Raw genomic sequence first — 21,791 nt, 5'->3', positions numbered from 1 at the left:
CGCCGAATGTGTTCGGCCGGCGGCTGCTAACTAGCCCTGCCGCTGGGACTGCGATTGCGACTGCCCGCCGCGGCCGGCCTGTTCGACCTTCACCGCCACCGTCAGCGTCTCCGTGCCGCCGCCGTAGCGCGTGCCGCGCACCGGGGCCGCGCCGAGATAGTCGAGCCCGATCGCGAGGCGGACATGAGCATCGGTAGCGCAGATGCTGTTGGCGGGATCGAAGCCGACCCAGCCGAGATCGGGCACGTAGGCCTCAGCCCAGGCATGGCCCGCTTCCTGATGAACCGTATCATCTGCGCGCAGGAAATGCCCGGAGACGAACCGCGCCGGCACGCCGCCGGCGCGGGCGCAGGCAATGAAGATGTGCGCGTAATCCTGGCAGACCCCGCGCTTGAGCGTGAACGCCTCCGCTGCGGACGTGCCGCTGTTGGTGGGGTCCTCGTCGAACGTCATGTGATCGGCCACCTGGGTCATCAGCGTGTGCAGGAAGCCCAGCGTGTCGCTCTCGGCCTCGCTGCGCAACTGGCGCGCGACCGCCGTCATCGCCGGATTGACCGAGGTGAGGTCGGTGACGCGCAGGAACATGCCGGGGGGAAAACGCTCGTCGCTGCCGCGCAGCACGCCGCCGGTGTCGTGGGTCTCGATCAGCCCTTCGGCAATGATCTGGATGTCGCCGACGGGCCCGCAGGACAGCACGTGGGTGACGTTGCCGAACGCGTCCTCATGCATGTCGAGCTTGGTGTCGGTGGAGACGTCGATCTGCCATTCCGCGACGTACTGCCCGTCATGGCTGCCCGGCGTCATGCGCAGGATCTGGATCACGCTGGTGGCCGGCGGCTCGTAGCGATAGGTCGTGCTGTGCTGGATTCGCAGGCGCATGGTGTTTTGATTCCGTCATTCCGGGGCGGTCCGCAGGACCGAACCCGGAATCTCGAGATTCCGGGTTCGCGCTGCGCGCGCCCCGGAATGACGAAGGCTGAGGTAGGTCCCTGTTCGACTAGATCAAATACTGCTTCGTGATGATTTCGCCCAGCCTGGAATTGTCCGCGATGAATTCCTGAATGAATTCATGCACGCCATGCTGGAAAATGTCGTTCATGTTGCTGTGTTCCAGCCGGTTGCGGATGCCGCGGGCGTGGCGCTGGGCCGGGCCCTGGCGGCCATAGGCGACGCCGATCTGGTCGAGGTTGCGCACGAGGTTGCCGTAGCAGCTGGCGAGCGAGCGCGGCAGCGTGTCGTTGAGGATCAAGAGGTCCGCGATCAGCCAGGGCTTCAGCGTCTCGCGATAGACCCAGTGATAGGCCGTCAGCGCCGAGACCGAGCGCAGGATCGAGCTCCACTGGTAGAAGTCGAGCGGCCCGCCGACATGCTCCTCCTCGGGCAGCAGCACGTGATACTTCACGTCGAGGATGCGCGCGGTGTTGTCGGCGCGCTCCAGGTGCACGCCCATGCGCGAGAACCAATAGGCGTCGTTGCGCAGCATGGTCCGATAGGCCGAGCCGTCGAAGCGCAGCGAGGTCTCCTGCACGAAGCGCAGGAATTTTGCGAGGTCCTCGCGCGTCGAGGTGCCCTTGCTCCACACCGCCTGAAGCTCGATCCAGGCCGAGTTGATGGTGTCCCACATCTCGCTGGTGAGGGCCGTACGCACCGAGCGCGAGTTCAGCCGCGCCGCTTCGATGCAGTTTCGGATCGAGGACGGGTTGTTCTGCGAGAACGAGAGATACTCGACGACGTTGTGCTCGTTGGCTTCCTCATAGGCCTGATAGAAGCTCGCGGCGACGCCGGCGGTGAGCAGCGCCGAATCCCATTCATTGGTCTTGCCGATATAGGCGGCGGGAAGCGCGGTGACGCGCAGCGTCGCATCGATGGTGCGCGCGAGATATTCGGCCCGTTCGACGTAGCGGGCGAGCCAGTAGAGGTTTTCGGCGGTACGCGACAGCATCTCTCTACTCGTCCAGAATCCAGGTGTCCTTGGTGCCGCCGCCCTGGCTCGAGTTCACCACCAGGGAGCCTTCCTTGAGCGCGACGCGGGTGAGCCCGCCCGGCACGATGGTCGTGCTCTTGCTGCCCGTGAGCACGAAGGGGCGAAGATCGACGTGACGTGGAGCGAGGCCCGACGCCGTGCAGGTCGGGCAGGTCGAAAGCGCCAGGGTCGGCTGGGCGATGAAACCTTCCGGCTCGCGCTTGAGCTTGTCGCGGAACGCTTCGATCGTCGCCTTGGTCGCGGCGGGGCCGATCAGCATGCCGTAGCCGCCGGAGCCGTGCACTTCCTTGACGACGAGCTCGCTTAGATTGTCCAGCACATAAGCGAGGTCCTTCGGCTCGCGGCAGCGCCAGGTCGGCACGTTCTTCAGGATCGGCTCCTCGCCGAGATAGAATTTCACGATGTCGGGCATGTAGGAGTAGATCGCCTTGTCGTCGGCGATGCCGGTGCCGACGGCGTTGGCGAGCGTGATGTTGCCGGCCGCGTAGGCCGACATCAGTCCGGGCACGCCGAGCACCGAATCGGGACGGAAGGTGAGGGGATCGAGGAAGTCGTCGTCGACGCGCCGATAGATCACGTCGACCCGCTTCAGCCCTTCCGTCGTCCGCATGAACACTTCGTTGTTCTTGACGACGAGGTCGCGGCCTTCGACCAGCTCGATGCCGAGCTTGTCGGCGAGGAAGGAGTGCTCGTAATAGGCCGAATTGTAGACGCCCGGGGTGAGCAGGGCGACTGTCGGCTCGCCGGAGGCGCTTTGCGGCGCGACCGAGCGGAGCGCTGCGAGCAGCTCGTCCGGATAGCGCTCGACCGGCGCCACCCGGTGGCGGGCGAACAGATCCGGAAACAGCCGCATCATGATCTCGCGGTTTTCCAGCATGTAGGACACGCCCGACGGCGTGCGGGCGTTGTCTTCCAGCACGATGAAGTCCTCGGCATCGACCCGGACGATGTCGATGCCGGCGATGTGCACGTAGACGTCGTGCGGCACCTGCTGGCCGTTCATCTCGGGCCGGAACACCGGGTTCTGGAAGATCAGATCGTCGGGCACGATGTCGGCGCGGAGGATGTCGCGGCCGTGATAGATGTCGCGCAGGAACATGTTGAGCGCGCGCACGCGCTGCTTCAGGCCCTTCTCCAGCCGCGCCCATTCCTTGCCGGACATGATCCGCGGAATCACATCGAAGGGGATCAGGCGCTCGGTGGACTCGGAATCGCCGTAGACCGCGAAGGTGATGCCGATCCGGCGAAACAGCAGCTCGGCTTCCTGGCGGCGATATTCGAGCGCCTCGGGAGGCGTCTCCTTGAGCCAGCGCGCCAGCTCCTGGTAGGCGGGGCGGAGGTCCCCGCCGGGAATGTTCATTTCGTCAAACGCGACTGCCATAGATCCCGACTTGTCTCCCCAGGCGTTGCGCCATGCGCCAGGTCGCGTCGGCCTTGATGAGACCGCAACGTCCTATGGCCATGCGTCAACAGTGCATGACTTTCATGTGGTAGCAAGGGCCGGGCCAGCGCGATAAGCATGGAGAGGGGGCATTTGCCGGCGACGGCCGACGGCGTGCCTGAAAAAATGGCTGAAGACTGCTTATTTCAGAAGCAAAACCGCGTGACTTCAACGCGTTACCTCGGCAAAGTCGGCGTCACAGGTGAGGGACTTAAGGCATGAGCGAGATCGTCACGGCGGGCATTCTGGTCATCGGAGACGAAATCCTGTCCGGCCGGACCAAGGACAAGAATATCGGCTTCATCGCCGAATACCTGACCAATATCGGCATCGACCTGAAGGAGGTCCGCGTCGTCTCCGACGACGAGCCCGACATCATCGCTGCACTGGATGCATTGCGGCATCGCTACACCTACGTCTTCACCACGGGCGGTATCGGGCCGACCCATGACGACATCACCGCAGATGCCGTCGCCAAGGCGTTCGGCGTCGGCATCGACCATCATCCGGAAGTGGTCGCCCGCTTCCGCGAGCGCTGGAGCGAGCAGGACCTCAACGAGGCCCGGCTGCGCATGGCCCGCATCCCCGACGGCGCCGAGCTGATCCAGAGTGCGACCATTCTCGCCCCCGGCTTCAAGATCGGCAACGTCATCGTCATGGCCGGCGTGCCCTCGATCATGCAGGCGATGATGGACATCGTCTCGCCCAAGCTGAAGTCCGGCGTGCGCATGCTGTCGGACTCGGTCCGCGCCAATGCGCGCGAGGGCGACATCGGCGGCCCGCTGCGGGAGATCGCCGCCGCCCATCCCGACACCATCATCGGCAGCTATCCCTTCATGGACGAGGAGCAGAAGCCCAACACCAATCTGGTGGTGCGCTCGCGCGATCCGGAGAAGCTCGCGGCGGCAATGGCCGCGGTGAAGGAAATGCTGGCGGGATTGAACGTCAACCGCTAGCAGGGAATTGCCGGAGGAGATTGCAGGAGACAGGCGATGGCTGGTGAAGCACCGGAACTGAGCGCGCAGGAGCGGGCAGGCAAGGCCTTCCCCGTCTCGTGGGACCAGTTCCACCGGGATTGCCGGGCGCTGACCTGGCGGCTCAACGAGGTCGGTCCGTTCCAAGCGGTGATTGCGATCACCCGCGGCGGCCTGGTGCCCGCCGCGATCGTGGCGCGCGAGTTAGGGGTGCGCATCATCGATACGGTCTGCATCGCCAGCTACGACCACAACAAGCAGGGCGAGCTCCAGGTGCTCAAGGGCATTTCCGAGGCGACCATGACGCTCGGCGGCGGCACCGGCAAAGGCCTGTTGATCGTCGACGACCTCGTCGACACCGGCAAGACCGGCAGGATGGTGCGCGAGATGCTGCCCGATGCGCATTTCGCCACCGTCTACGCCAAGCCGATGGGACGCCCGCTGGTCGACACTTTCATCACCGAAGTCTCCCAGGATACCTGGATCTTCTTCCCCTGGGACACCGCACTGTCCTACCACCCGCCGCTGCGCGACGGCGCGGCGTGACCAGAGCGAATGGCGAGTAGCGAATGGCGAGTAAGACCGTCCCCACTCGCCATTCGCCATTCGCCACTCACCCCCTGCAAAACCGCGTCACGCCCACCGGCGACATCATCGCCACCCCACACCGCGGTCTGTTCACCGGCAATCGCGGCATCATCCACGATCCCGCGACGAAGACGCTATTGAAGAAGCGCTGGTCGACGCCGGCCTGGATCACATGCCTGTGCGAATTCCGCGGCTGGCGTCGTCCGGTGATGGCGCGGCGGAGCTGGACCGAGCTGTTCTTCCTCGACGAGGCGACGGCCTTCGCGGCAGGACACCGGCCCTGCTTCTTCTGCCGGCGCGACGACGCCAAGCGGTTTCGCGCGGCGTGGGAGAAGGGCAATGGCGCGAGCGACATCAGCGCCAAGGCGATGGATGCCGTTTTGCATCGCGAGCGTCTCGATCGCGGTCGCAAGCAATTGCACCCGCTCCCGATGCCGTTGGCAGACCTGCCCGACGGCGCAATGGTGCAGCAGGGCGAAGACAGCTTTCTGGTGAGGCAGGGACAGGCGCTGCTGTGGTCGCCGGCGGGTTACGCGTCGCATGCACGCCTGGTCGATCAAGCGATGTTGTTGACACCGCCTTCGACGCTGCGCGCCATCATGGCCGGCTATCGGCCCGTGCTGCATCCGACGGCGTCGGGCTGAAGCGCCGACGTTTCGTGATCATCCCAGCCTCTCGCGCGCCAGCGCCGCGCCGGCGCCGAGCGTCATCAGCTTGGCTTCGGCGATCTCGCGCCGCATCGGCGCCATGCCGCAATTGGTCGTGGCGATGATGTTGCTCTTCGGCACGAATTGCGACACCGCCTCGATCACCTTCACGACGTCCTCGGCGGCCTCGACCGTATCGCTGGCGACGTCGATCACGCCGGCCTGCACGATCTTGTTCTTCAGCAGCGCGAGCAGGTCGAGCGGCACCTTGGAATTGCGGCACTCGATTGCGACCTGCTGGATCGGGCTCGCGTCGATGGCCGGGAAGATCTGCTCGTATTGCCGCCATTGGCTGCCGAGCGTCTCCTTCCAGTCCGTATTGGCCTTGATGCCGTAGCCGTAGCAGATGTGCACGGCGGTGGCGCAGGTGAGGCCCTGTGCGGCGCGCTCGAGCGCCTTGATGCCCCAATCGTTGACCTCGTCCATGTAGACGTTGAAGGCGGGTTCGTCGAACTGCACGAGATCGACGCCGTCGGCCTGCAAGGCCTTGGCTTCCTCGTTCAAGAGCTCGGCGAAGGCAAAGGCCATCTTGACCCTGTCGCCATAATAGCGGTCGGCAATGGTGTCGATGATCGTCATCGGGCCGGGCAGGGTGAATTTCAGCTGCTTCCTGGTGTGCGTGCGCGCGACGCGCGCCTCGAAGGCATGGACGCGATCCTTCAGCCGCAGCGGCGCGACCACCTGCGGCACCATCGCCTTGTAGCGGTCTTTCCGGATGCCCATCTCGACCTTGTGGGCGAAATCGATGCCCTCGATCTTCTCCAGGAAGCCGTGCACGAAGTGCTGCCGGGCCTGCTCGCCTTCGGTGACGATGTCGATGCCGGCGTCCTCCTGGAGCTTCAGCCAGATTAGCGTCGCATCGCGCTTGGCGCGGAGCAACTCGTCGCCTTCGGACTTCCAGGGCGCCCAGAGCATGTTCGGCTCGGCGAGCCATTCCGGCTTCGGCAAGGAGCCGGCGATCGTGGTTGGAAACAGCATGGCGGCCCTCCCGGCGGGTTGTTGCGCCCCTTCCTGCCATGTCCTAACGTCGAGGTACAGAACAACAAAAGTCGTCATTGGCTGGCGGCAGCGATAGGGACGGCGCAAGGGAAGGCCCATGATCGACCTCTATTACGCGCCGACGCCGAACGGCTGGAAAATCTCGATCATGCTGGAGGAGCTCGGGCTTCCCTATCGGGTGATCCCCGTGAATATCCGCGCCGGCGAGCAGTTCAATCCTGAGTTCCTGGAAATCTCTCCGAACAACCGCATTCCCGCGATCGTTGATCACGAGCCCGCAGATGGCGGCGCGCCGTTCTCCGCGTTCGAGACCGGCGCGATCCTGATCTATCTCGCGGAGAAGACCGGACGCTTCCTGCCCGCCGATTGGCGCGGCCGCTCCACCACGATCCAGTGGGTGATGTGGCAGATGGCGGGCCTTGGGCCGATGCTCGGCCAGCACGGCCATTTCGCGCTCTATGCGGCCGAGAAGATCCCTTACGCGATCGAGCGCTATCGCGACGAGGCGGCGCGGCTCTACGGCGTGCTCGATCGCCAATTGGCCAGGACCGGCGCTTATGTCGCCGGCGATTATTCCATCGCCGACATCGCCTGCTTCCCCTGGACCATGACCCACAAGGCGCAGGGTTTTACGCTTGACGACTATCCCAATGTGAAACGCTGGTATGCCGAGGTCCGGGCAAGGCCGCAGGTGCAGGCGGGGCTTGCGATCGGAAAATTCGTGAAAGAGCCGTTCGACGAGGAATCACGCAAGATCATGTTCGGACAAAGGGCTAAGGAAGTGTTGGGAAGGAAGTGACTCGTCATTCCGGGGCGCGCGAAGCGCGAACCCGGAATCCATCAGGCAGCGTACCGAGAGGCAAAATGGATTCCGGGTTCGCGCCAAAGGGGGCGCGCCCCGGAATGACAGCAAAAAGGAACCCCCATGATCGAATTCTTCTTCGACTGCTCCAGCCCCTGGACCTATCTCGCCTTCCACAACATCCAGCCGCTCGCCAAGGAACTGGGCGCCGAGATAACTTGGCGTCCGATCCTGGTCGGCGGCATCTTCAATTCGGTCAATCCGAGCGTCTACGCGCAGCGCGAGAAGCCGGTGCCGCTGAAGGCGCGCTACATGAAGAAGGACCTCGCCGACTGGGCGCGCTCGGCGGGCCTTGCCATCAAGATGCCGCCGACGGTGTTTCCGGTGAACAGCGTGAAGGCGATGCGCGGCTGCCTGTGGCTCGGTCAGGACATGGTGCCGTTCGCGACATCAGTGTTCGAGGCCTATTGGGGCGAGGACAAGGACATCTCGCAGGACGCGGTGCTTGCGGAGATCTGCAGAAAGGTCGGCATCGACGAACAGAAGTTCTTCGCCGGCATTGCCGAGCAGGGCATCAAGGACCAGCTCAAGGCCAATACCGAGGAGGTCGTCGCGCGCGGCGGCTTCGGCTCGCCGACGATTTTCGTGAACAAGACCGACATGTATTTCGGCAATGACCGCCTGCCGCTGATCCGCGAAGCGCTTCAGCGCAGCAAGGCGAGCGCGGCCTGATGGTGCGCGCCGTCGTCTGCCGCGAGCTCGGCGCGCCCGAGCGTTTGCTGCTGGAGGAGTTTCCGCCCCGCGCGCTCAAGCCGGGCGAAGTGCGCGTCGCCATCCGCGCCGCCGGGCTGAACTTCCCCGACGTGCTGATGGCCGCCGGCGAATACCAGCTCAAGCCGGAGCTGCCGTTCACGCCGGGCATGGAAGCGGCCGGCGACGTCATCGAGGTGGGGTCGGAGGCAAGCGGCGTTGCCGTCGGCGACAAGGTCATCGTGAAGATGCGCTTTGGTGCCTTCACGGATGAAGCGGTGGTCACGCCGTCGCAGCTCACTCCCATGCCGTCCACCTTCGACTATGCGGAGGCTGCCACCTATCTCGCAGGCCACGGCACGGCCTATCATGCGTTGATCGATCGCGGCCGGGTCGCGCCCGGCGAGGTGCTGCTGGTCCACGGCGCCGGCGGTGGCGTCGGCCTTGCCGCCGTCGAGATCGGCAAGATGCTGGGCGCGACCGTGATCGCGACCGCCTCCAGCGACGAGAAGCTCGGAATCGCGAAATCGCGCGGCGCCGATCATCTCATCCGCTACGACCGCGAGCCGTTCCGCGATGCCGTCAAGCGCATCACCGACGGCCGCGGCGCCGACGTCGTGTTCGACCCCGTCGGTGGCCAGGTCTTCGAAGATTCGATGCGCTGCATCGCCTGGGGCGCGCGGCTCTTGGTGATCGGCTTCACCGGCGGCATCGGCTCGGCCAAGACCAATCTCTTGCTCATCAAGGGCGCCAGCGTGCTCGGCGTACGCGCCGGCGAAGCGGTGCGCAAGAATCCTGCGCTCGGCGAGGTCCGCCTGAAGGCGCTTTTGCAATGGGCGGAGGAGGGCAAGCTGCGCCCCAACGTCTCGCACCGCCTGCCGCTGGAAGACTACGCGAAGGCGATGCGGCTGCTAATCGACCGCAAGGCTATCGGGCGGGTCGCGCTGGTGATGGAATGACGGTGCCGTAGGGTGGGCAAAGGCGCCCTTGCGCCGTGCCCACCATCTCTCCCGATTGCAAAAAATGCGTGGGCACGCTTCGCTTTGCCCACCCTACGAGAGCGCTATTTATACTCTCGCTCCGTCCACCACGGGAAATAATCCGGCATATCGGTCGACACCTTGTTCTTGAACTGCGCGGGACGCTTCTCCAGGAACGAAACCACGCCTTCCTTGACGTCGTCGGAGCGGCCGCGGGCATAGATGCCGCGGCTGTCGACCTTGTGGGCTTCCATGGGATCGTCGGCGCCCATCATGCGCCACATCATCTGGCGGATCAGCGCGACCGACACCGGCGCGGTCTTTGCTGCAAACTCCTTGGCGAGCGCGCGGGCGGTCGGCAGCAGATCATCGGGGGCCACGACCTTGCTGACGAGGCGGCCCGCAAGCGCTTCCTGCGCCGGGAAGACACGGCCCGAATAGCACCATTCCAGCGCCTGCGAGATGCCGACGATGCGCGGCAGGAACCAGCTCGAGGCCGCCTCGGGCACGATGCCACGCTGGGAGAACACGAAGCCGAACCGCGCAGCCTCCGAGGCGATGCGGATATCCATCGCAAGCTGCATGGTGACGCCGATGCCGACGGCCGGGCCGTTCACCGCCGCGATCACGGGCTTGAGGCATTTGAAGATGCGCAACGTCACCTGGCCGCCGCCGTCACGCACCTGCGGGTCGCTATAATCAACCTTGCCGTCAGCGAGGCGCTTCACCGGCCCGCGCCGCGCGTCCCGGTCGAACGTGTCGGCGCCGGAGGACAAATCGGCGCCCGCGCAAAAACCGCGGCCGGCGCCGGTGACGATGATGGCGCGGACATCGTCGTCCTTGTCGGCGGCGTCGAACGCGTCGATCAGCTCGGCTTGCATCTGCGCGTTGAAGGCGTTGAGCTTGTCGGGCCGGTTCAGCGTGATGGTGAGGATCTGATCGGCGACCTCGTACTTGATCGTCTCATACGCCATGGTGGTTTCCTTCCCTGTCATTCTTGAATCAATTCTGTCATTGCCGGGCTTGACCCGGCAATCCATCTTTTTGAAGAGGATGGATGCGCGGGGCGAGCCCGCGCATGACGAGTTGTGCTGAGACGCTAGATGCGCGCCGCTACGTTGCCGGCGGCTTCGGCCAGGGCCGCTGCGGGCCGCGCAGACCTTCGAAGGTCTTGGCCATGCCGAGCACGCCGATGTCGTCGAAGCGGCGGCCGGCGATCTGCACGCCGATGGGAAAACCTTTGGCGTCGAAGCCGCCGTTGAGGGAGATCGCCGGGTTCTCCGACATATTCCACGGCACGGTATAGGCGATATGCTCGAACGGCTTCATCGGATCGTTGGTGGGCGAAGCCCATTCCGCCGGATAGTTCACGTTCGGCGCGGTCGGCGAGATCACATAGTCGAGCTCGCAAAAGAGCTTTGCCGCAGCCGCGCGGATCGCCATGGTCTGGTTGAAGCCGCGGATGACGTCGACGCCCGAGAGCTTGGCCCCGGACTCGCCCCACTTGAAGATATAGGGCAGCACCTTGGCCTGCTCGGCCGGCGTCAGCTTGGACAGATCGTCCCACATCCGCGCGCGCCAGAAATTGTCGAGGCCGTCGAGCATCTCGCGCGTGAGGATGCCCTCGACCTCGGTGATGACGCTGCCTGCGGACTCGAACGCCTTCGCGGCCTTCACTGCGACCTCGCGCACCGGCTTCTCCAGCGCCAGGCCGCAGCCGGGATCGAGCATCAACCCGATGCGCAGCTTGCGCGGAGATTTCTCCAGCCCCTTCCAGTTCAGCAGCTCGGCCGGCAGGCTCATGCCGTCGCGCCGGTCGGGCTTTGCGATCGCGCTCATCATCAGCGCGCAATCGTCGACCGTGCGGGTCATCGGGCCTGCGACACGGCCGACATAGGTGGGGTCGATCGGCACGCGGCCAAAACTCGGCTTCAGGCCGACGAGGCCGCACCAGCCGGCGGGCAGGCGGACCGAGCCGCCGATATCGGTGCCGAGATGCAGGGGACCGTAGCCAGCCGCGGCGGCGGCGCCAGCGCCGGCGCTGGAGCCGCCCGGGTTCTTGCTGAGATCCCACGGGTTGCGCGCGAGCGCGTGGAACGAGGAGAGCCCGGAGGACAGCATGCCGTAATCGGGCATGGTGGTCTTGGCGAAGATGATGCTGCCGGCCTCACGCAGCCGCGCGGCGGGCGGTGCGTCCTTCTCGGCCGGCACGAGCTTGACGCTGGCGGCCCCCAACGGCACCGGTACGCCCTTGGTCGCGATGTTGTCCTTCACCGTCACGGGCACGCCGTCGAGCGGCCCGGAGGGCTCGCCGCCGGTCCAGCGCGCGGTCGAGGCCTTTGCGGCCTCGCGCGCGCCATCGGGGTCGAACGCATAGAGCGCCTTCAGATGCGGTTCCCACGCCGCGACATGCGCGAGCACGTCCTCCAGCACCTCGCTCGGCGAGAATTGCTTGGCGCGATAACCCGCGATCAGGTCGACCGCGGAAAGATCGTGCAGCGAGGTGACCGCTTCCTCGACGCGCTTATGCATTGCCACCCACCGGCATGCGCGTCTCGACGATGCGGGCGAACATGCTGGCGCCGATCGGCAGGATCTTGTCGTCGAGCACGAAGCCGGGATTGTGCACGGGCACCGAGCCGTCATGGCCGACCCAGAAGTAAGCGCCGGGAATCGTCTCCAGCATGTCGGCGAAATCCTCGCTGCCCATCTTCGGCTGGATGCGGGTGATCACGTTGGCGGGATCGACGATCGTGCGCGCGACCTCCTCGACCACCTTGGACTGCTCGACCTGGTTGACCAGAACGCCGAACGTGTCGCGGATGTCGACGTCGATCACGCAACTATAGGCGCTTGCGATGCCGGCGCAGATGGTGCGGATGCGCTCGGCGATCAGGGCGCGGACTTCGTTCGAGAAAGTGCGGATGGTGCCGCACAGATGCGCATCGCCCGGAATGACGTTGTAGGCGGAGCCGGCATGGATCTGGGTGATCGAGATCACCGCGGCCTGCAGCGGGTCGACGTTGCGGCTGACGATGGTCTGGATCGCCTGCGCCAGCGTCGTTGCGATGACCACCGCATCCTTGGAGCGCTCGGGCATCGCACCATGCGCGCCGTAGCCGGTGATGCGCAGGTCGAAGAAGTCGGCACTGGCCATGGCCGGGCCCGGAAGGATCGCGATCTCGCCATGGTTGAGGTCGGGCGCGTTGTGCAGGCCGTAGAGCTCGTCGCAGGGAAATTTCTCGAACAACCCGTCCTTGATCATGGCGCGGGCGCCGCCGAGGCCTTCCTCGGCCGGCTGGAAGATCAGATGTACCGTGCCGTCGAAGTTCCGGGTCTCGGCGAGATACCGCGCGGTGCCGAGCAGCATGGTGGTGTGGCCGTCATGGCCGCAGCCGTGGAAGCGGCCGGGGATCTTCGAGCTCCACTTCAGATTGGTGTTCTCTTCCATCGGGAGCGCGTCCATGTCGGCGCGAAGCCCGATGCGCTTGCTGCCCGTGCCCTTGCCCTTGATGACGCCGATCACGCCGGTGCCGCCGAGGCCGCGATGCACCTCGATGCCCCAGCTCTTCAGCTTGTCGGCGACGATGCCGGAGGTGCGCACTTCCTCGAAGCCGATCTCGGGATGGGCGTGGAGGTCGCGTCTGATTGCGGTGAGCTCGTCGGCGTAGCCGTCGATGCGATCGATCGTGGGCATGTGGTCCTGTCCGGTTAGCGTGAGGGAGGCGTGAATACGGGGCCGTTCGGCTTGATGCGGATGCCCGGGCGCAGGCGCGTCCAGGGCAGCGAAGCGGTGTCGGCCGGCATCGCACCGGGGGCGGCACAGATCATCAGCTTTTCCGCGATCGGCTCGAAATCGGCGCGGAAATGCACCGAGCTCTTGTTGACCAGAATCTTCTGTTCGGTCGGCTCGATGCCGACATAGCGGTACATCGCCTGGTCGGCGAGCTGAGCCTTGTGCGAGGAGACGACGATGCGGACATCGCCGATGCGCAGGGCTGCGGACGGGCCCATCTCCATCTCGCGGCCGCCGTAATAGGGACCGGGCGCGATGAAGCGGCCGTCCGAGAGCTGCTCGACCACGAAGGTCTCGCGATAGGGCTCGTCGCCGGGGATGCCGGACTTGCCACCGAGCGACAGCGTCACGGTGGCGCCGACGCCGGCTGCGTGCGCGGCCCTGGCCGATTCCGGATCGTAGATCGCGCCGGTTGCGGCACTCGCCTTGTTGCGCACCAGCGCGCGCAGCATGCCCGTGGTGTCGGAATCGCCGCCGGCGCCCGGATTGTCCTGGGTGTCGGCGATGATGATCGGCTTGCGCGCGCTCTTGGCAAGTTCCATGGCGTGGCGCACGCCATCGTCGGGCGTCCAGATCTTGCCGTCGAAATCGTTCTCGTGGCTTTCGATCAGCGTCAGAAGCGCGTCGGCCGCACGATCGGCGTCGTCTTGCGTCTTGCCATAGGCGAACACGCTCGGGCCGCAGTCGCGGAAATCGGCGGCGGGGAAGCCCGGCGCGAAAGAGAGGGTGGGAACGGCATCGCCCTCCAGCGCGGCGAGCTTTTCGTAGATGCTCTTCGTGGGCTGGTCGTTGGTGCATTGCCAGCTGATCGGGATCAGGAACGGCAATTGCCGGAAGGCCTTTGCGAAGCGCTGCTTCGTCTGCAGCAGCAGCGCGAGATGACGCGCGCAGGCGCGGCCGGTCTCGGCCATGTCGACATGCGGATAGGTTCGGTAGGCGATCAGCGCGTCGGCATGCTCCATCATCTCGGGCGTGACGTTGGCATGGAGATCGAGGCTGGTGACCAGCGGAACATCCTTGCCGATGACGCGGCGCACGCGCGCGAGGATTTCGCCTTCGCCGTCGTCGAGATGCTCGGTCACCATGGCGCCGTGCAGGTCGAGATAGACCGCATCGATCGGCCCGGCGGCTGCGATGCCGTCGACCATCACCTTCACGATGCGCTCGAAGGCGTCCTTGGTGACGTGAGCGGACGGGCTCGCGCCGCAGGCGATGGTCGGAACGAGTTCCCAGCCGTTCGCCTCGGCACTGTCGACGAAACCGGCGAGGCCGACATTGATGCGCCGCATCACCTTCAAGACGTCGCTACCTCTGGTCATCGCCGGCCAGCCGCCGCCGTGCTGGAAGTCGGCGAAGGTCGCCTTGGTCGGAGCGAAGGTGTTGGTCTCGTGCAGGAAGCCGCCGACGGCGATGCGTGTCATTCAGTTCAGGTCCAGCGTTGGAAAGTGCGCGACGTTAGCCTTGGCCTTGCGAAGAGAGCAAGGCAGGAAGCAATCGTGCCACGCATAGGGTCAGATCGTTTTGGGAATGCTGCTCCGCCGTCATTCCGGGGCGCGCGTAGCGCGAGCCCGGAAACCATCGTGCGACAGAGTTCGCAGCCTGATGGATTCCGGGCTCATCGCTTCGCGATGCCCCGGAATGACGGCGGAGAGAGTTAAGCCGTCGCCCCCACGCCTTCCGCCACCGGCCGGAAGTTCGCAAAATCCCAACCCCGCCCGGGCGCCGCATCCAGCAGCGCCTTGGTGTAGGCCTCCTTCGGATGCGTCAGTACTTCGGCGGCGGGTCCCTGTTCGACGACGCGGCCGTGCTGCATCACCACGACCTCGTCGCAGATCTGGGCTGCGACGCGCAAATCGTGGGTGATGAACAGGATGGCGATGCCGAGCCGCTTCTGGATCTCGTCGAGCAGCTCCAGCACCTGCGCCTGCACCGAGACGTCCAGCGCGGAGACCGCTTCGTCCGCGACCAGCACGTCCGGATCGAGCGCGAGCGCCCGGGCGATCGCGATGCGCTGGCGCTGGCCGCCGGAGAATTGGTGCGGATAGCGCGTCACGGCGTCGGCGGGCAGGCCGACCAGCTCGAGCAGCTCGCGCGCCCGCTTCATCGCGTCGGCGTGCGCCACGCCGTAATTGACCGGGCCTTCGGCGATGCTCTCGCCGACGGTGATGCGCGGATTGAGCGAACGATAGGGATCCTGGAACACGATCTGGATCTTCTGCCGGTGCGGCTGCAGCAAGCGACGCGAGATGTCGGCGATCTCGCGGCCGGCGAGGCGCACGCCGCCGGAGGTCGGATCGATCAGGCGCACGATGCAGCGCGCAACCGTCGACTTGCCCGAGCCGCTTTCGCCGACGATGCCGAGCGTGCGGCCCTTGCGCAGGGTGAGCGTGACCTTGTCGGCAGCGACGACCTCGCGGCCTTTGCCGAAGAAGGAGCGCTCCTTGTAGACCTTGCCGAGCTCGTTGGCCTCCAGCACCACTGGCTCGCGGGTTTCCTCGCGCGGCGGGCGCGGCACCAGGCTCGGCACCGAGGAGAGCAGGTTGCGGGTGTATTCCATGGTCGGATTGCGCAGCACGGTCTCGAGCGGGCCGGTCTCGACCAGGCGGCCCTGCCGCATCACCGCGACGCGATCGGCAATCTCGGCCACCACGCCCATGTCATGGGTGATGAACAGCACCGCCGTGCCGTGATCGCGCTGGAGGTCGCGGATCAGGGTCAGGATCTGCTTCTGTGTGGTGACGTCGAGCGCGGTGGTCGGCTCGTCGGCAATGAGGAGCTTCGGCTCCAGCACCAGCGCCATCGCGATCATGATGCGCTGGCGCTGGCCTCCGGAGAGGCGGTGGGGGTAGGAGGCGAAGATGCGCTCGACCTGGGGCAGGCGCACCTGCTCCATCATGTCGAGGATGCGCTGCTTGCGAGCCCTCGCGTCGAGGCTGGTGTGGGCGCGGAGCACCTCGTCGATCTGGCGGCCGACCGGCACCACCGGATTGAGCGCGGTCATCGGCTCCTGGAAGATCATCGCCATCTTGGTCGCGCGCAGCTGGCGCAGGCGGCGGTCGGTGGCGGTGAGCAGCTCCTCGCCGACCAGCTTCACGCTGCCGCCGGTCGGCACCAGCGTGCCCTTCGGCAACAGGCCCATGGTGGTGAGCGAGGTCACCGACTTGCCCGAGCCGCTCTCGCCGACGAGGCACAGCGTCTCGCGCTCGCGCACCTGGATCGAGATGCCGTCGATGATGTTGGCGCCTTTCGGCTGCTTGCCGATGGAGACGACGAGATTGTTGATGTCGAGGATGGTGTTGGTCATCAGGTCACTCCGTCGTCATTGCGAGGAGCGAAGCGACGAAGCAATCCAGAAATCTCTCCGCAGATGCAGACTGGATTGCTTCGCTTCGCTCGCAATGACGGAACAAGGGGATGGGCCGGCGAGACAAGTCACTTCCCCTCCCGCTGCTTCATGCGCGGATCGAGGGCGTCGCGGGCGGCGTCGCCGATCAGGTTGATGCTGAGGATGGCGATGGAGAGCAGCAGGCCCGGCCAGAAGATCAGCGACGGCTTGATCTGGAAGTACTGGCGGCCCTCGGCCATGATGTTGCCCCAGGTCGGCGTCTCCGGCGAGATGCCGGCGCCGAGGAAGGACAGGATCGCTTCGGTCAGGATTGCGCTGGCGCAGATATAGGTGCCCTGGACGATCAACGGTGCGATCGTGTTCGGCATCAGGTGGCGCCACATGATCTTCGGCAGGCTCGAGCCGACCGAGATCGCGGCCTCGACGTAAGGCTCCTCGCGGGCCGACAGCACGACCGAGCGGACCAGGCGTGCAACGCGCGGAATCTCGGGGATCGTGATCGCGATCAGCACGGTCCAGAGGCTGGCGCCTGACAACGACACCACGGCGATCGCGAGCAGGATGCTCGGCATCGCCATCAGGCCGTCCATGACGCGCATCATGATGGAATCGACCAGCTTGAAGAAGCCGGAGACGAGGCCGATCGCGAGCCCGATGGCGATCGACAGGATCGCCGCGCCGATGCCGATCAGGAGCGAAATGCGGCCGCCATAGATCACGCGCGACAACACGTCGCGGCCGTAGGCGTCGGTGCCGAGCAGGAACTGTGCGGAGGACGGCTTGAGCCGCTGCGACGGGGCGAGCTGGACCGGATCATGCGGCGCGATCAGCGGCGCGAGGATCGAGACCACCACGATCAGCGCGAGCAGGCACGTCGCGGTGGCGATGATCGGGGTCGAGGTGAGGAATCCGAATCGCGGCCGCAGCGGCGACGTGATCGGAATGGAGGACTGGGGAAGGGTATCGACCGACATTTTGTTCTTGTCCTTGCCTCAGTACCGGATCCGGGGATCGAGCAGGGTGTAGGCGACGTCGATGAGAAGATTGACGACGACGTAGATCAGCGAGGTCAGCAGGATCATCGCCTGGATCACCGGATAGTCGCGCGCCAGCACCGCATCGACGGTGAGACGCCCGATGCCGGGGATGTTGAACACGCTCTCGGTGACGACGACGCCGGAGATCAAGAGCGCAAAGCCGGTGCCGATCACGGTGATCACGGGCACGGCGGCGTTGCGCAGCGCATGGCGCATCATCACCGCAACCTCGTTGATGCCCTTCGCGCGCGCCGTTCGCACGTAGTCTTCGCCGAGCACGTCGAGCATCGCCGCACGCGTCATGCGCGCGATCAGTGCGACGTAGATGAAGGACAGCGCGCAGGTCGGCAGGATCATGCGCTCGAAGAACGGACCGAAGCCGTTGAAGATGCTCCGGAAGCCCTGCACCGGCACCCAGCGCAGCTCGATCGCGAAGACCTGGATGAGGACATAGCCGACCACAAACACCGGCACCGAGAAGCCGAGCACGGACAGACCCATCACGAAACGGTCGATCCAGGTGCCGTGCTTCCACGCCGCGATCACCCCCAAGGGAACTGCGACCATGACGGCGAGGATGATGGTGCACAACGCGATCGAGATCGACGGCTCGACGCGCTGGCCGATCATCTTCATCACCGGCAAATTGGAGATCAGCGACGTCCCGAGGTCGCCGTGCAGCAGCTTGTTCACCCAGGTGATGAACTGCACGATCAGCGGCTCGTTGAGGCCGAGCGATTCGCGGATGCGCTCCAGCCGTTCCGGGGTCGCGTTGTCGCCGGCGAGGATCGCGGCGGGATCGCCGGGGGTGAGGCGGAGCAGGAGGAAAACGAACAGCGCGACCACGCCCATCACGGGCACGGCGGCGAGAATTCGGCGAAGGAGATATCCGAGCAAGTTGGATCCGTCAGTTTAGAGTCAAATTGGGCAGGGCTCTTCGGCCAGCCTGCCATCAGCCTAACATTTCAGCAATTCCCGTGCCACGAGGGCCACAGTTTTTGCGGTGCAGCCAATCTTCGTAGGGTGGGCAAAGCGGAGCGTGCCCACCTGCTTTCAGTCGGGAATACGGCGGGCACGGCGCTTTGCGCCTTTGCCCACCTACGGGATCGCTTCGCGATCACGCCAGCGTCGCCAGCAGCCCCGCCATCAGGCGGCCTCGCTCAACGAGACTCTCGACTTCGATATACTCCTCGAGCGTGTGGGCATTGCCGCCGCGCACGCCGAGGCCGTCGAGCGTCGGGATTCCCATCGCGCCGGTGAAGTTGCCGTCGGAGCCGCCGCCGGAGCTTGCATGCGGCAGTTCCATGCCAAGAGATCTGGCGATGCCGCGCGCCTTCTCGTACAGCGCCATCGTGCCCGCATTCGGCTCCCAGACCGGCCGCGTCACGCCGCGCGTGACCTTGAAAGTGACGTCGTCTTTGGTGCCGGACAGCGCCAGCATCCGCTCGACACCGCGATCGAGATCGGCCTGGCGCTTGGCCATCGACAGCGCTTCGCCGGTCGCGGTGGTGGCGACGCAATTGACCCATTGCCCGCCATGCACAACGCCGACCGAGAAGGTGCAGTCCTCCGTCGTCATGGCGTCGATGTTGAGAATTTGCCGCGCCATCTCGCGGATCGCCGAGCGTCCCGCCGACAGCGTGGCGCCGGCGTGGCTCGGCCGGCCTGTCGCTTCGAGGTTGAAGCGTGCGATGGCATAACGTCCGGTAGTGACGCCGTTGTCGGCGCGGCCGGGCTCCGGCACCAGCACGTATTTGTTGCGCGCGGCCTCGGCCTCGATGATGTCGCGTGTCGAGGGCGTGCCGACTTCCTCGTCCGGCGTGAACAGCACGGTAATCGGCAGCGGCGTGGTGAACGATGCGCGCGCCAGCTGCCGGATCGCTTCCAGCGAGAGATAATTGCCGCCCTTCATGTCGAAGATGCCGGGGCCGTAGCACTTGTTGCCTTCGCGCCGCCATTTCAGCTTCTCGATGGTGCCGACCGGGTGGACGGTATCCATGTGTCCGGCGATCAGGATGCCGGGCTCGCCCTGCTTTGGATGCGGAAAGCGCGCGCGGATCACGCCGCCAAAACCCTGCCGACCGGCGATGCGCTCGATCGTCGCACCCATGATCGCCATGTCCCGCGCTGCGATATCGAGCATGCGGTCCACGGCGCCCGCGTTCCAGGTCGGGCTTTCGCATTCGACCCAGGTGCGCAGGCCCGCGAGCATTGCCTCGGAATCAAAGGGGAGATTGGCAGGATTCATCTCAATGTCTCTCGAGCTTGGAAAGATGGAACGCGCATTGCATCGGCGCGGGCAGGACGAGTGGAGGTGTTGTAGAGCCAAATCGATCCCTGTGGAGCCCGTGCCTGCGCCGCAAGGGCTTGCAACGAAACCGGATTGACGCGCTCGGCACTGTCTGCAAGTCTCGAAAAGATAAAGGCATGCATGAGGTTAGTTCGCCCAACGAACGGACTTCATGCTCAATCAATAACCTGCCTTTGAACAGTTTCACGTCAGGAGAACTTTCCATGTTCCATTTCATGCGCCGGGGGCCTCGCGCGTTCGCCTCCACACTCGCGCTGTCAGTCGTCGCGCTCTCGACCGCGCTGGCCTCGCCGGTGTTTGCAGCCGGCAAGACCCTCACGGCGGTGCTGCACTCGGATTTGCGCATCATCGACCCGATCTTCACCACGGCCTACATCACGCGTGACCATGGCTACATGGTTTACGACACGCTGGTGGCCACCGATTCGAACTTCAAGGTCCAGCCGCAGATGGCTGACTGGAAGATCTCCGACGACAAGCTCACCTACACCTTCACGCTGCGCGACGGTCTGAAGTGGCATGATGGTGCGCCGGTGACGGCGGAAGATTGCGTCGCTTCGCTGAAGCGCTGGGCCGCGGTCGACGGCATGGGCCAGAAGCTCATGGACTTCACCGCCAGCATCGAGGCGACCGACGCCAAGACCATCACGCTGAAGCTGAAGGAGCCCTATGGGCTCGTCCTCGATTCCATCGGCAAGCCGTCCTCGCGCGTGGCCTTCATGATGCCGAAGCGCCTTGCGGAGACGCCGGCGGACAAGCAGATTCCCGAGCAGATCGGCTCGGGCCCCTTCAAGTTCGTGCAGGGCGAATTTCAGCCCGGCGTGAAGGCGGTCTACGTCAAGAACACCGATTACGTTCCGCGCAAGGAGCCGGCGAGCTGGACCTCCGGCGGCAAGGTGGTGAAGGTCGACCGCGTCGAATGGATCACCATGCCGGACTCGCAGACCGCGGTGAACGCGCTGCAGTCGGGCGACATCGACTTCATGGAGAACCTGCCGTTCGACATGTTGCCGGTGCTGGAAGCGAACAAGGAGCTCAAGATCGAGGTCCTGAACAAGTTCGGCTTTCAGACCCTCGGCCGGATGAACTTCCTTCATCCGCCGTTCGACAACGTGAAGGTGCGGCGGGCTGCCTTGCTGGCGATGAACCAGAAGGACGTGCTCGACGCGCTGGTCGGCAATGCCAAGTACCAAAAGATCTGCGGCGCTTTCTTCGTGTGCGACACGCCGCTCGCGACCGATGTGGGCTCCGAGACCCTGGTCAAGGGGAACGGCATGGCGCAAGCCAAGAAGGCGCTCGCCGAGTCCGGCTATGACGGCACGCCGATCGTGATCATGGCCCCTGGCGACGTCACGACGTTGAAGGCGCAGCCGATCGTTGCGGCCCAGCTGCTGCGCGAGGCCGGCTTCAAGGTCGACCTGCAGGCGACCGACTGGCAAACGGTGGTGAGCCGCCGCGCCAGCCAGAAGCCGCCGAAGGAAGGCGGCTGGAACATGTTCTTCACCAACTGGGTCGCGGCCGACGTCTCGAACCCGATCGCCAATCTCTCGATCAGCGGCCTGGGCAAGAAGGGCTGGTTCGGCTGGGCGGAGGATGCCAAGATCGAGCAGCTCAAGGACGCTTTCGTCCGCACGGCTTCGGTCGACGAGCAGAAGAAGATCGCGGCCGACATCCAGAAGCAGGCCTATGAGCAGGTGATCTACATTCCGCTGGGGCAGTATCTCATCCCGAGCGGCTGGCGCAAGTCGCTGAACGGTGTGCTCGACGGTCCCGCGACCCCGGTATTCTGGAACGTCGACAAGACGGAGTAAGCGCCGCGCGCCTTGCATGTGAAAAACGAACGGCGCCGCAGTCTCCTGCGGCGCCGTTTTTTATCAAGCAGCGCTTCTATGAAGCAGTCGGTGATCGCTCTCGTCTAGCAGTGGCTGTCGCGCAGCTGCTCGAGCCCTTCCCTCACGAATGCCAAGCTCGAGTCCTTTCGTTCATCGGAACGAGGCTGCGAAATCGGCTGTTCGATCTCGGACGCGGGCTGATCCGACCTGTTCTCTTGTTCCATCTCGCCAATCCTTTGAATTG

The 21,791-nt window shown here is 65.1% G+C and carries 19 protein-coding genes; 7 read left to right on the top strand and 12 right to left on the bottom strand.

The window, feature by feature from the left end:
• Window positions 1–30 precede the first annotated feature (30 nt).
• The 3 genes from ACVWYQ_RS09505 to ACVWYQ_RS09495 form a co-directional block, all read right to left on the bottom strand.
• Window positions 31–879, bottom strand: coding sequence for a transglutaminase family protein (locus tag ACVWYQ_RS09505; RefSeq protein WP_404540064.1), 849 nt, complete (start codon window positions 877–879; stop codon window positions 31–33).
• A 118-nt stretch (window positions 880–997) separates the two neighbouring features.
• A complete protein-coding gene (locus ACVWYQ_RS09500; RefSeq protein WP_036015356.1) occupies window positions 998–1,942 on the bottom strand; it encodes an alpha-E domain-containing protein in 945 nt (314 codons plus the stop codon).
• 4 nt (window positions 1,943–1,946) lie between these two features.
• Entirely contained in the window at window positions 1,947–3,365 is a 1,419-nt protein-coding gene (locus ACVWYQ_RS09495; protein ID WP_036015353.1) for a circularly permuted type 2 ATP-grasp protein, read from the bottom strand.
• A 278-nt stretch (window positions 3,366–3,643) separates the two neighbouring features.
• Between ACVWYQ_RS09495 and ACVWYQ_RS09490 the strand changes: the two genes are divergently transcribed.
• Genes ACVWYQ_RS09490 through ACVWYQ_RS09480 form a run of 3 tightly spaced genes read left to right on the top strand, consistent with a single transcriptional unit; the run spans window position 3,644 to window position 5,631 of the window.
• Entirely contained in the window at window positions 3,644–4,381 is a 738-nt protein-coding gene (locus ACVWYQ_RS09490) for a competence/damage-inducible protein A (RefSeq protein ID WP_271544785.1), read from the top strand.
• Window positions 4,382–4,417: 36 nt separating this feature from the next.
• A complete protein-coding gene (gpt, locus tag ACVWYQ_RS09485) occupies window positions 4,418–4,945 on the top strand; it encodes a xanthine phosphoribosyltransferase (protein ID WP_404540069.1) in 528 nt (175 codons plus the stop codon).
• A 23-nt stretch (window positions 4,946–4,968) separates the two neighbouring features.
• Complete coding sequence (locus tag ACVWYQ_RS09480) at window positions 4,969–5,631, top strand: hypothetical protein (protein WP_271544781.1); 663 nt, start codon at window positions 4,969–4,971, stop codon at window positions 5,629–5,631.
• Between the two features lie 18 nt (window positions 5,632–5,649).
• On the opposite strand, the gene ACVWYQ_RS09475 is transcribed toward ACVWYQ_RS09480, so the two are convergent.
• Window positions 5,650–6,672 (bottom strand): methionine synthase, encoded by a 1,023-nt coding sequence (locus ACVWYQ_RS09475; RefSeq protein WP_404540072.1) that lies wholly within the window; start codon window positions 6,670–6,672, stop codon window positions 5,650–5,652.
• A 118-nt stretch (window positions 6,673–6,790) separates the two neighbouring features.
• Between ACVWYQ_RS09475 and ACVWYQ_RS09470 the strand changes: the two genes are divergently transcribed.
• The 3 genes from ACVWYQ_RS09470 to ACVWYQ_RS09460 all read left to right on the top strand — a co-directional run bounded on the left by ACVWYQ_RS09470 (window position 6,791) and on the right by ACVWYQ_RS09460 (window position 9,204).
• The gene (locus tag ACVWYQ_RS09470; protein WP_271544777.1) at window positions 6,791–7,492 is read left to right on the top strand and encodes a glutathione S-transferase N-terminal domain-containing protein; all 702 of its coding nucleotides are present in this window, start codon (window positions 6,791–6,793) and stop codon (window positions 7,490–7,492) included.
• A 126-nt stretch (window positions 7,493–7,618) separates the two neighbouring features.
• Complete coding sequence (locus tag ACVWYQ_RS09465; protein ID WP_271544775.1) at window positions 7,619–8,227, top strand: 2-hydroxychromene-2-carboxylate isomerase; 609 nt, start codon at window positions 7,619–7,621, stop codon at window positions 8,225–8,227.
• Window positions 8,227–9,204, top strand: coding sequence for an NADPH:quinone oxidoreductase family protein (locus ACVWYQ_RS09460; RefSeq protein ID WP_271544773.1), 978 nt, complete (start codon window positions 8,227–8,229; stop codon window positions 9,202–9,204). The genes ACVWYQ_RS09465 and ACVWYQ_RS09460 overlap by 1 nt, the downstream gene beginning before the upstream one ends.
• A 104-nt stretch (window positions 9,205–9,308) precedes the next feature.
• Here ACVWYQ_RS09460 and ACVWYQ_RS09455 read toward each other — a convergent pair whose 3' ends face one another.
• The 8 genes from ACVWYQ_RS09455 to ACVWYQ_RS09420 form a co-directional block, all read right to left on the bottom strand.
• Window positions 9,309–10,199, bottom strand: a complete 891-nt coding sequence (locus tag ACVWYQ_RS09455; RefSeq protein WP_404540077.1) for a crotonase/enoyl-CoA hydratase family protein — start codon at window positions 10,197–10,199, stop codon at window positions 9,309–9,311.
• Between the two features lie 139 nt (window positions 10,200–10,338).
• Window positions 10,339–11,757 carry an amidase gene (locus ACVWYQ_RS09450; protein ID WP_404540080.1) on the bottom strand — a complete coding sequence of 473 codons (1,419 nt, stop codon included), beginning with the start codon at window positions 11,755–11,757 and terminating at the stop codon, window positions 10,339–10,341.
• The gene (locus ACVWYQ_RS09445) at window positions 11,750–12,922 is read right to left on the bottom strand and encodes a M20 aminoacylase family protein (protein WP_404540083.1); all 1,173 of its coding nucleotides are present in this window, start codon (window positions 12,920–12,922) and stop codon (window positions 11,750–11,752) included. The genes ACVWYQ_RS09450 and ACVWYQ_RS09445 overlap by 8 nt, the downstream gene beginning before the upstream one ends.
• A gap of 14 nt (window positions 12,923–12,936) precedes the next feature.
• A complete protein-coding gene (locus ACVWYQ_RS09440) occupies window positions 12,937–14,442 on the bottom strand; it encodes a M81 family metallopeptidase (protein WP_404540085.1) in 1,506 nt (501 codons plus the stop codon).
• A 233-nt stretch (window positions 14,443–14,675) separates the two neighbouring features.
• The gene (locus tag ACVWYQ_RS09435; RefSeq protein WP_271544765.1) at window positions 14,676–16,325 is read right to left on the bottom strand and encodes an ABC transporter ATP-binding protein; all 1,650 of its coding nucleotides are present in this window, start codon (window positions 16,323–16,325) and stop codon (window positions 14,676–14,678) included.
• Between the two features lie 128 nt (window positions 16,326–16,453).
• Window positions 16,454–17,341, bottom strand: coding sequence for an ABC transporter permease (locus ACVWYQ_RS09430; protein WP_271544763.1), 888 nt, complete (start codon window positions 17,339–17,341; stop codon window positions 16,454–16,456).
• Between the two features lie 18 nt (window positions 17,342–17,359).
• Window positions 17,360–18,301 carry an ABC transporter permease gene (locus ACVWYQ_RS09425; protein WP_271544761.1) on the bottom strand — a complete coding sequence of 314 codons (942 nt, stop codon included), beginning with the start codon at window positions 18,299–18,301 and terminating at the stop codon, window positions 17,360–17,362.
• Window positions 18,302–18,521: 220 nt separating this feature from the next.
• Entirely contained in the window at window positions 18,522–19,652 is a 1,131-nt protein-coding gene (locus tag ACVWYQ_RS09420; RefSeq protein ID WP_157280662.1) for a M20/M25/M40 family metallo-hydrolase, read from the bottom strand.
• A 266-nt stretch (window positions 19,653–19,918) separates the two neighbouring features.
• Between ACVWYQ_RS09420 and ACVWYQ_RS09415 the strand changes: the two genes are divergently transcribed.
• On the top strand, window positions 19,919–21,526 hold the full coding sequence (locus ACVWYQ_RS09415) for an ABC transporter substrate-binding protein (protein ID WP_404540089.1): 1,608 nt from the start codon (window positions 19,919–19,921) through the stop codon (window positions 21,524–21,526).
• Window positions 21,527–21,791 lie beyond the last annotated feature (265 nt).

The sequence above is a fragment of the Bradyrhizobium sp. USDA 3397 genome, assembly GCF_054060965.1.
The sequence above is the reverse complement of the archived record's forward strand: the minus strand, read 5'-3'. Positions and strand labels throughout refer to the sequence as shown.